9 protein-coding genes and 1 pseudogene are annotated in these 8,910 nt (G+C 71.5%); 5 read left to right on the top strand and 5 right to left on the bottom strand.

Features of this window, described 5'->3' with window-relative positions; translation table 11 throughout:
• Window positions 1-992 (bottom strand): annotated as a pseudogene (locus VIB55_RS02270) (hypothetical protein); the annotation flags it as partial.
• Window positions 993-1,132: 140 nt separating this feature from the next.
• Window positions 1,133-1,390 carry a hypothetical protein gene (locus tag VIB55_RS02265; protein WP_331023837.1) on the bottom strand — a complete coding sequence of 86 codons (258 nt, stop codon included), beginning with the start codon at window positions 1,388-1,390 and terminating at the stop codon, window positions 1,133-1,135.
• A gap of 260 nt (window positions 1,391-1,650) precedes the next feature.
• Here VIB55_RS02265 and VIB55_RS02260 point away from each other — a divergent pair, with 260 nt between their 5' ends.
• Both VIB55_RS02260 and VIB55_RS02255 read left to right on the top strand, forming a co-directional pair.
• Window positions 1,651-2,202, top strand: a complete 552-nt coding sequence (locus VIB55_RS02260; protein ID WP_331875039.1) for a DinB family protein — start codon at window positions 1,651-1,653, stop codon at window positions 2,200-2,202.
• 88 nt (window positions 2,203-2,290) lie between these two features.
• Window positions 2,291-3,079 (top strand): cyclase family protein, encoded by a 789-nt coding sequence (locus VIB55_RS02255; RefSeq protein WP_331875038.1) that lies wholly within the window; start codon window positions 2,291-2,293, stop codon window positions 3,077-3,079.
• Window positions 3,080-3,360: 281 nt separating this feature from the next.
• Here the strand turns inward: VIB55_RS02255 and VIB55_RS02250 are convergent, their stop codons facing one another.
• Entirely contained in the window at window positions 3,361-3,669 is a 309-nt protein-coding gene (locus VIB55_RS02250; protein WP_331875037.1) for a hypothetical protein, read from the bottom strand.
• 650 nt (window positions 3,670-4,319) lie between these two features.
• A complete protein-coding gene (locus VIB55_RS02245) occupies window positions 4,320-4,727 on the bottom strand; it encodes an OsmC family protein (RefSeq protein WP_331875036.1) in 408 nt (135 codons plus the stop codon).
• 262 nt (window positions 4,728-4,989) lie between these two features.
• Here VIB55_RS02245 and VIB55_RS02240 point away from each other — a divergent pair, with 262 nt between their 5' ends.
• Entirely contained in the window at window positions 4,990-5,739 is a 750-nt protein-coding gene (locus tag VIB55_RS02240) for a hypothetical protein (protein WP_331875035.1), read from the top strand.
• A gap of 114 nt (window positions 5,740-5,853) precedes the next feature.
• On the opposite strand, the gene VIB55_RS02235 is transcribed toward VIB55_RS02240, so the two are convergent.
• On the bottom strand, window positions 5,854-7,038 hold the full coding sequence (locus VIB55_RS02235; protein ID WP_331875034.1) for a class I SAM-dependent rRNA methyltransferase: 1,185 nt from the start codon (window positions 7,036-7,038) through the stop codon (window positions 5,854-5,856).
• A 104-nt stretch (window positions 7,039-7,142) separates the two neighbouring features.
• Between VIB55_RS02235 and VIB55_RS02230 the strand changes: the two genes are divergently transcribed.
• On the top strand, window positions 7,143-8,336 hold the full coding sequence (locus VIB55_RS02230) for a HAMP domain-containing sensor histidine kinase (protein ID WP_331875033.1): 1,194 nt from the start codon (window positions 7,143-7,145) through the stop codon (window positions 8,334-8,336).
• Window positions 8,337-8,400: 64 nt separating this feature from the next.
• On the top strand, window positions 8,401-8,910 hold a 510-nt coding region (locus VIB55_RS02225), incomplete at its 3' end, for a hypothetical protein (protein WP_331875032.1).

Below are 8,910 nucleotides of genomic sequence, written 5' to 3'. Positions count from 1 at the left end.
TACGGCGTGGCGCGCTCGCCCATGCTTTCGCGCCAGGCCAGCAGGCGCGGCGCCAGCGACCGGCCGTCCGCGCCCGCGCGGTGGGCGGAGAGCGAAACGAGGGACGGGCGCTTGAACGAGCGCCAGCGCCGCATGCCCACCTGGTCGCCGCCGTCGCGCGCCAGCGTGTGCAGCCGGGTGCGCGCGTGGTCCTTCTGCGGCGCGTCGCCCCAGGCCAGGGCGATCAGCAGCGCCTCGCGCGCCGCGGCCACGTCGCCCGCGGCGAGCGCGGCGCCCGCCAGCTCGTGGCAGGCGCGGGCGCGGTCCACGGGATCGGTGTACCGCGCGGCGGCCACGGCCAGGTCGCGCGCGGCGCCCTTCCTGTCTCCCCGCGCGCGCCGCAGCCGGGCCCGCTCCTCCAGCCCCACCCCCGCGGACTCGGAGTCGCCCGCCATCAGCGCGCGGCGCACCACCCGCCCCAGCGCCGCCTCGGCCCCGGGAGAGACCACCGCCTCGCCGATGGCCGCCAGCCGGGCGATCTGCCCGTCGCCGCCCTCCAGGTCGCGGGCCGCGCAGTACAGCGCCAGCGCCCGCTCGGCGTCGCCCAGCTTGCGCGCCAGGCGGGCCGCGTGGAGCGCGGTGGCGCCGCTGCCCACGTCCAGGGCAAAGGCCAGCGACACGGCGGCGTTCGCCTCCGGCAGCCGCCGCGTGGTCTCCAGCTCGCAGGCGTAGCTCACCAGGGCGCCCGCCAGCCGCGAGGGGGGAGCCGCGTCTTCCAGCACCCGCACGATCCGCAGGAGAATGGTGCGCTCGGCGCAGCGGTCCAGCGCCGCCACCTCGGCCGACGCGCGGCGCAGCGTGAACTCGTCCGCGGCGCCTTCGCCCGCCCGCTCCACCGCGCCCAGCACCAGGGCGCCCGCGGCTGCACGCCGGGCGCGCTCGCCGCGCTCCGTTTCGCTGATCTGCCGAAAGGTGTCCGTCGCCGCGAGGGCGGCGTGGGGCGTCTGGGTCATGGCTCTGCGCGATTGAGAATCGTTCTCAATCCAATGTAGCTACGGAACGCGCACCGCGGAAGTGGGCTGGAACGGCCCGGGGGCCGGACCGCGTGGTGCGGTCCGGCCCCCGGAATCCACTGCGTCCGGCGTGGAGCGGATCAGCCGGTGACGGGCGTGGTCAGCGGCAGGGTGTCGCGGGGCGTTTCGCACACCAACTCGATCGCCTCTTCCAGCAGGACGGGATTCAGCTTGGGATAGAAGCTGCGGGCGCACTCCTCGATCTCGGTGCGCGACGAGCCGGGGCGCACCGTGGCGCGGATGGCCCGCGCACGAGCCTCGCGAAGCTGGCGCTGCGTCAAATCATCCCGGCGCTTGCGCGCCGCCGCCATCTCGGCCGCTAGATCAATTGGGGACACCTAAACCTCCAGATAAGGGAATATCGTCAGCGTCGCAGAACAAGAACGCCGCCTGCTGCGGATAATATAGCACATCGGAGACGATTTCGCCCGTCCCATGTTTCGCCGCTTGCAGCCGGCGCGGGCGCACGCAAGCTTGCGGCTCGCGTGCGGCATTTCCCCGCGCCGCGTCCGCCGGATGCCGATGGCGCCGCGCCGCCCTGACGCCGAACGTGCACGCTTCCGGTCTCCCGTCCCTCCGCCATCCCCGGAGAAGCCGCATGAATCCCCAGCTGCAGGCCGTGATCGACGAGCTCCACTCCGCCAGCGAGCGCCTGCGCCGCCTGGCCGCCACCGTCCCCGCCGAGCGCTGGGCCGAGCGCCCCGGCCCGGAGCGCTGGTCGGTCGGCGAGTGCATCGCCCATCTGAACCTCACCTCGCAGGCGTACATGCCCAAGATCGCCGCGATCCTTGCGGATGCTCCGCGCACCGGGGCCCCGGCCCGCTTCCGGCGCGACTTCCTGGGATGGCTGATCTGGCGGGTGCTGAAGCCGGGCGGGGGCGGCAAGGCGAAGACGACGGCGGCGTTCATCCCCACGGGAAAGGAGCCGGCGGCGGACATCATCGCCACCTTCGAAGACCTTCAGCGCCAGCAGGAGGAGGTCATCCGCCAGTCCGACGGAATGCCGCTCCACAAGCTGAAGGTGGGCTCGCCCTTCAGCGACAAGATGAAGTACAGCGTCTACTCGGCGCTCACCATCCTCCCGCGCCACCAGCACCGCCACCTGCTGCAGGCGGAGCGCGCCTGGGCCGAGATTTCCGCCCGGGGTTGAGCAGCGGGCCCGTCTGCACGAGATTCGCAGCGTGCGCCGCAGCCGATGGGGGCCGCGGCGCCGCCCTGTCCCGTGGAGATGATTCTCGATGTGCTGCCCGGAGCTGGTTCGCTCGATCCCTGCCGCGTCCACTCGCGCGGATGACCGCCACGATGCCGCGCTCGCCGTTCCGCCCGAGGCGGTGGGGCGGCTGCGGCGCGTGTGCGACCTCACCCACGCGCTGACGCCGGACTTTCCTGTCTTTCCCGCGTACCGCCCCTTCCGCTCCACGCGCCTGTTCTCGGTGGAGGCGAACGGCTTCTCGGCCGGCGAGGTGGCCTATGCCGAGCACACGGGAACGCACCTGGACGCCCCCGCGCACTTCTTCGCGGACGGCGCCACGGCGGACGTGCTGCCGGTCGGCCGCTTCGTCGCGCCCCTCGCGGTCATTTCCATCGCCGAACGCGCGGCGAAAGACGAGGATGCGCTGCTCACGGTAGACGACCTGGCCCAGTGGGAGCGGCGGCACGGGCGCATTCCCGCCGGTGCGGTGGTCGCGCTGCACTCCGGGTGGGAAGCGCGGCTGGACCAGCCCGGCCGCTTCCTGAACGCGGATGCGATGGGAGTGATGCACGCGCCGGGCTTCAGCCGCGAGGCCGCGGAGTTCCTGGCGCACGAGCGCGACGTGGCGGGCGCGGCGACGGACACGCTGAGCCTGGACTTCGGCCCGTCCCTCAGCTACGACGCGCACCGCGTGCTGCTGGGGTCGGGGCGCTACGGGCTGGAGAATGTCGCGTCGCTGGACCGGGTGCCGCCGTCCGGCGCGGTGATCGTCGTCGGGGCGCCCAAGCACGCGGGTGGCACCGGCGGCCCGGCGCGCCTGCTGGCCCTGTACTGAGCCGCCCTCCACGCACACCGCACCTGCCCAAAGCGCGCGATGTCATCCCGAGGAGCGGCCGCGGGATCCCTGCCCGTACGCGGTACTCTGCAGCGACCGAGGGATCCGCCACCCACTGCGGCCGCGCCACACGGCCGAACTCGCACCATGGCAAGCCAGTCTGCGAAGGCAGACTTCGTGTGGTCGTTGCAGCGAATTCATTCGCCCGACGGCGCCGAGGGCCGCGGCCGGATCGGCTGCAACGGAAGCGGGGCGGGCCGTGGTGGCCCGCCCCGCTCCGTTTACTCGCCGTCTTCGTCGCCGGTTCGCTTGACCAGCTTGTTGAAGCGGTCCAGGCCGCCGTCTTCACCCTTGATGTCGCGGTGAAGGAAGGCCAGCTCCGACTCCTCGAACTTCTCGAACCACTCGTCCCAGCTGATGGGCTCCAGCGAATCGCTTCCCGAGTAGCCGGGAAAGTCGATGCGCAGAACGCCGATCTCCTCCTCGCCGGTTCCACGGACGCAGGCGGGGTGTCCACCGCGCTCCGTCACCCACTGCTTGATGAACTCGTGGTTCGTGGTCGTATGTCCACTGCGTTCCGTCTTGCTCATCGTCGCCTCCCGAAATGTCGGATCGTCTGCCCAGATCGCCGCTTTTAGCACACTGCGTACCGTTTCGCCCGCGGACGGTCGGGCGCGCCCAGAGCTTGGACGTCCCAAGGACGTGCGACCCCGCTGGAAGTTCGAGCCGCGACCGCCACTGCCGACGCGCACGGCACTGTCCCGCCCAGTCCGCGCGGCGGACTTCGTGACTTTCCAGCTGCGGTTTGAACCGCCGGGGCGGAGGCCGAGGCCACGGCCAGGGCGACCGCTGCCGCGCCCGGGCTTGTACGTGGCCGCCGCTAGATCCTTCGGCCCGCCCGGTATGGTGGGAGGGCGAGTACGGCGTGGCTTGGCCTCAGGATGACAAGGTGCTGCGCGGTAAGGATTTGGGTGCGCACCCAGTGCTGGGATGGTTCGCGGGCGAGTACGGGGTGGCTTGGCCTCAGGATGACAAACTGCTGTGCCGCAAGGACTTGGGGGTGCACCGGTGCTGAAGTGTACCCCCTCTCCCACGCTGTTTGTGGGAGAGGGGGGCACGCGTGTCAGCGCGGCCGGGTGAGGGCCCCACGGCAGCCGAGGACGCGGGCGTTGTTCTCCCCTCTCCGCACGTCGTTTGTGCGGGGAGGGGCCGGGGGAGGGGGCCGCGGGAGGGGCACCCCTCACTCGTAGACGAACGTCACTTCCTTGCTGATCTCCGGCAGCAGGCTGCGGTACACGGGGCAGGTGAGCGCCACGTGCTCCAGCTTCTGGCGCTGCTCGTCCGTCAGCGCGGCGGGCATGCGGAGGGTCACCGGCAGCGACTCCACCCGCCGCGGGTCCGCCCGCATGTGCTTTTCCAGCGAAAAGCTCACCCCGTCGAACGGCATGCCGTTGCGCTCGGCGTAGATGGCCATGACCGTGACCATGCACGCGCCCAGCGACGCCGCCAGCAGGTCCGTGGGCGAGAACGAGCTTCCATCGCCCGCGTTGTCTACCGGGGCCGCCGTGCGAATCTCCGCGCCTGAGGGCCCGTGCCGCAGCTCCGTCTTCAGTCCGCCGGCGTACCGGCCCGTCATCTCCACCGCCATCGGTCAGGCCTTCCCTGTCGCGATCGCCGCGACCTTGAACGTTGTTGGATTCGTGGACACCCGCGGACGCTAGTGCTGTCCTCCCGAGTGGTCACCCGCTGGATCCCACCGCATCGCCCGAAATCGGTAAGTCGATGCCCCGCACCGCGATGCCGTTCCATCCCGCGAGCGGCCCGCACGTTGCCCCTGTGCTACGGGGTTCGGCGGCAGATCGCCGGGCCCCGAACCTTTCCGATTCTCGTCCCCGCACGAGGTTGAAGCCATGAAAGCCCGCATCATTGCCGCCGCCGCGGCCGCCCTGCTGATCGCCGCGCCCCTCGCCGCTCAGGACGACGACTGGGACTGGGACGACGATGACGACGAGGAGTACTACGAGAAGCAGCCCACGGGCGGCTTCTTCGGCGGAAGCTTCATCGCCGCCCGCACCGAGGGCGAGTTCAGCGACTACGTGAACGGCGGCTTCGGCGGGCAGGTGAACTACATCCACCAGCTGGACCGCGACGGATGGCTGGGCATCCGCGCCGACGCCGGGATCATCGTGTACGGCCACGAGCGGCAGCGCGTTCCGCTGAGCCCCACGGTGGGCGGCCGCATCCTGGTAGACCTGACCACGTCGAACAACATCGCCTTCGTGGGCGTGGGCCCGCAGATCGGCGTGCCCACCGGGCGGCTGCGCCCGTACGTGAACGGCTACGCGGGCTACTCGTTCATCTGGACGCAGTCCTCGGTCTCCGGAACGTATGACGACGAGGACTTCGCCAGCACCACCAACTTCGACGACGGCAGCTTTGCGTACGGCGGCGGCGGGGGAATCTACATCCCCGTGGGTCCCCGCTCGTCGCGCGCCAGCATCGACCTGGGCGTGAAGTACCACAACAACGGCGTCGCCGAGTACCTGCGCGAGGGCGACATCGAGGACCACCCCGACGGCAGCATCACCCTGTACCCCGTGCGAAGCGACACCGACCTGCTGACCTTTCATATCGGCTTCAGCGTCGGCATTTCGCACTGATCGATAGAACGGAAGTACCAGGTGCCCAGTACCGAGTGCCAGGACAAACCCGGGGTTCCAACCAGGCACCTGTCACTTGGCGCTGGGCACTTGGCACCTGGTACCTCGCGCTCCCTAGCCGACGCGGGCGACGAATGCCTTGAGATACGCCGTCTCGGGGATGGCCGGGTGCACGGGATGGTCCGGCCCCTGGTGGCCCTCTTCCAGCACCTGCAGGTCGCGTCCCAGGCGGCGGCTGGCGCGCAGCATGGCGTCCATCAGCCCGTCGCGGTGCAGGTGGTACGAGCAGGACGCGGAGACCAGGATGCCGTCCGGCTCCAGCAGCTCCATCGCCAGCTGGTTGGCGCGCCGGTACGCCTCCGCCCCGGCCTGGGCGTCCTTCTTCCGCTTGATGAAGGCGGGCGGGTCCAGCACCACCGCACCGAAGCGCTCGCCATCGGCCACCATGCGGCCCAGCACGTCGAAGGCGTCGCCCCGGACGGCGGATACGCGGTCCGCCACGCCGTTCAACTCGGCGTTGCGCCCCACCCACTCCAGCGCGGGGGCCGATGCATCCACGCAGACGACGGACGACGCGCCGGCGGCGGCGGCCTGCACGCCCCAGCCGCCCACGTAGCTGAACACGTCCAGCACGCGGCGGCCTCGGGCGTACGCCATCAGCCGGGCGCGGTTCATCCGGTGGTCGTAGAACCACCCGGTCTTCTGCCCGGAGACGGGAACCTGGAAGCGGACGCCGTTCTCTTCCAGCGAAAGCACCTCGGGCACGTCGCCGAACGCGGGGCGCACGTACGGCTCCAGCCCCTCGAGCGCGCGGCCGGAGGTGTCGTTGCGCAGCAGCAGGCTTTCGGGGCTTACGGTGTCGCGCAGCGCCTGCACCAGGTCGTCCAGCACCCGCTCCATGCCGGCGGTGGTCACCTGCGCGACCAGGTGCGGGCCGAAGCGGTCCACCACCAGCCCGGGAAGCCCGTCGCCCTCGCCGTAGCACAGGCGGTAGTACGGGGCGGGGAAGACGGCCTCGCGAAGGGCCAGGGCGCGGGCCAGGCGGCGGCGCAGCAGGTCGCCGTCCAGCGGGCGGTTGCGCTGCCGGCTGACCAGGCGCGCGGCGATCAGCGAGCGGGGATTGACGTAGGCAGTGCCCATGGGCGCCCCGCGCGCGTCCTGCACCTCGGCGGGCTCGCCGGGCTCGAAGTCGGTGAGCGGCGTGGCGCGGACGTCCACCTCGTTGCTGAACACCCACAGGTGGCCCGCGCGCAGGCGGCGGTCCTCGTTCTTCTTCAGGCGGAGCGGACGAAGGGTCATCTCGTTTGACGTCGGTTGGCTTGCCGGGGCGCCGTGCGGCCCCCAAGATAGCCGGAGCCCCAGGCCGCCGCACGCGGCCCGCACTCCGATCAGCGAGGAAACCGATGGCCGACGGCAACTCCCAGTCCACCCCGGCACATGCGCCGGCCGCCGCGGCCCACTGGGAAACGCGCGCCCGGCGGCTGGAGGCGCTCTGCGGGCTGGCCGCGGAGTCCGCCTCGATGGTGGACGCCGACCGCATCTGGGACGGCCTCTGCCGCCGCCTTCCCGCCGTGCTCGGCGCCGGGGCGGCCGCGCTGTCGACGCCGCTGATCGAGCAGCCCCGCGCGTGGGTGGCGGATGGCTGGTCCATCGGCACCGACGAGCTGGCCGCGCGGGTGGCGGCGCCCGCGGGGGAGGATGGCCGCGTGGAGGTGGGGGGCGGCGCGGGGTTCGTCTTTCCCCTTCACCACGCGGGCGACCCGGTGGGCACGCTGCTGGTGGCCTGGCGCACCGCCGCGGAGGCGGACGAGGAGATGCACGCGCTGGCCGGGATGCTGGCGGGGCAGGCCGCCGCGGGGCTCGCCAACGCCCGCGCCTACGCCCGGCTGACGGAGGCCGCCGTGCGCCGCGAGCGGTTCTTTTCGGCGATGAGCCACGACCTGCGGACGCCCATCACCGCCATCGTGGGCTACAGCGAGCTGCTGGCCGACGGCATCGTGGGCGAGCTGAACGGGCAGCAGCACGACATGGTGGAGCGCATCTGCCAGGTTTCCGGCCACCTGTCGCAGCTGGTGAACGACATCCTTGACCTGGCGAAGCTGGACGCCGGACGGATGGAGTTCAACTGCGAAGAGGTGACGCTGGGCGCCCTGGTGGACGACGCGCTGGTGGTGGTGGAGCCGCAGGCGCGCAGCAAGGGGCTGGACCTGCGCACCGAGGTAGACCCGCTTCGCGAAGAGACGCTGTGCGTGGACCCGCCGCGCGTGCGGCAGGTGCTGGTGAACCTGCTTTCCAACGCGGTGAAGTTCACCGACGCGGGCGCCGTGTCGGTCGCGGCCGGGTGCGACGACGGCGGGCGCGCGTGGATCGAGGTTCGCGACACCGGCCCGGGGCTCCCCTTCGGCAGCGAAGAGGCCGTGTTCGAGGAGTTTCTGCAGCTGGGCTCCGCGCCCAAGAGCAAGGGCGAGCCCGGCAGCGGGCTGGGGCTGGCCATCTCGCGCCGCCTGGCCCGTGCCATGGGCGGCGACCTCGTGGCTCGGAACTCGCCGCCCGCGGGCGCGGCGTTCACCTTCGTCCTTCCCGCCAGGGGCGAATGAAGCACGGCGCTCCGCATGCCGCGGAGGGCCGCACCGACCTGAATCGAAAGAAGGGATCCCTTCCATGCGCACATCGAAACGCACCCTCCTGGCCCTGGCCTCACTCGCGCTGCTCCCGCTGGCGGCCTGCAAGGATTCCAGCGGCCCCGGCCGGAACCTGGTGGGCGAGATGCACTTCTCCTACACCGGCGCGGTAAGCGGCCAGTACGACGCAGAGGGCAAGGTGTCCGCCGCCAACTCCGAAAGCGGCACCTTCGCACTCGCGGAGCTGGTGGAAGATCCCCAGGGCGGCGACGCGCTGGTGCTCTACTCCCAGGCAGGCCGCTCCGGCAACGACAAGTACGACGGCCTGCTGGTGGTGATCGAGGGTCCGTCGAAGGGAACCGTCACCTGCGCGGAGACCAATCCCAACTGCGCGTTCCTGTCGGCGTTCGTGCTGGGCCAGGACGACACCTCTACCGAAGACGCGGAGGCGCTGTTCGTCGGCACGTCCGGGCAGATCACCATCACGCACCTGGACGACGAGCGTGTCCGCGGCACGTTCAAGTTTTCGATGGCGGGCTTCGTGGGCGCT

Source organism: Longimicrobium sp. (assembly GCF_036554565.1).
Lineage (GTDB): Bacteria > Gemmatimonadota > Gemmatimonadetes > Longimicrobiales > Longimicrobiaceae > Longimicrobium.
This window is presented reverse-complemented; position numbering and strand designations above follow the sequence as displayed.

Coding starts and splice junctions, on each gene's coding strand:
- VIB55_RS02235 (WP_331875034.1), bottom strand. CDS start 7,038: ATGACCCTTCGTCCGCTCCGCCTGAAGAAGAACGAGGACCGCCGCCTG.
- VIB55_RS02260 (WP_331875039.1), top strand. CDS start 1,651: ATGAATCCCCAGCTGCAGGCCGTGATCGACGAGCTCCACTCCGCCAGC.
- VIB55_RS02245 (WP_331875036.1), bottom strand. CDS start 4,727: ATGGCGGTGGAGATGACGGGCCGGTACGCCGGCGGACTGAAGACGGAG.
- VIB55_RS02250 (WP_331875037.1), bottom strand. CDS start 3,669: ATGAGCAAGACGGAACGCAGTGGACATACGACCACGAACCACGAGTTC.
- VIB55_RS02255 (WP_331875038.1), top strand. CDS start 2,291: ATGTGCTGCCCGGAGCTGGTTCGCTCGATCCCTGCCGCGTCCACTCGC.
- VIB55_RS02230 (WP_331875033.1), top strand. CDS start 7,143: ATGGCCGACGGCAACTCCCAGTCCACCCCGGCACATGCGCCGGCCGCC.
- VIB55_RS02240 (WP_331875035.1), top strand. CDS start 4,990: ATGAAAGCCCGCATCATTGCCGCCGCCGCGGCCGCCCTGCTGATCGCC.